This is a genomic window from Pseudomonas sp. NPDC087614 (assembly GCF_044743485.1).
Classification (GTDB): Bacteria; Pseudomonadota; Gammaproteobacteria; order Pseudomonadales; family Pseudomonadaceae; genus Aquipseudomonas; species Aquipseudomonas baetica_A.
In genome coordinates, this window is the sequence record NZ_JBIUWN010000007.1 from 95698 (window position 1) to 96090 (window position 393).

Annotated in this window: 1 protein-coding gene; it reads left to right on the top strand. The window is 59.3% G+C overall.

The genetic code is table 11. The features are described from left to right. A partial coding sequence (locus ACIOWA_RS04665) for a peroxiredoxin (protein ID WP_401158506.1) occupies positions 1 to 393 on the top strand: 393 nt, incomplete at both ends.

The following is a 393-nucleotide window of genomic DNA, read 5'->3' on the forward strand; positions in this document are numbered from 1 at the left end:
GTCCTCGGCCATCAAAGGCAAATACGGCCTGGTGTTCTTCTACCCACTGGACTTCACCTTCGTCTGCCCGTCCGAGCTGATCGCTCTGGACAACCGCATGGCCGACTTCAAGGCACGCAACGTGGAAGTGATCGCGGTTTCGATCGACTCGCACTTCACCCACAACGCCTGGCGCAACACCCCGGTCAACAATGGCGGCATCGGCCAGGTGAAATACACCATGGCTGCCGACATGAAGCACGACATCGCCAAGGCTTACGATGTTGAATCCGAAGGCGGCGTGGCGTTCCGTGGTGCCTTCCTGATCGACGACAAAGGCGTTGTCCGCTCGCAGATCATCAACGACCTGCCGCTGGGCCGTAACATGGAAGAGCTGATCCGTCTGGTCGACGC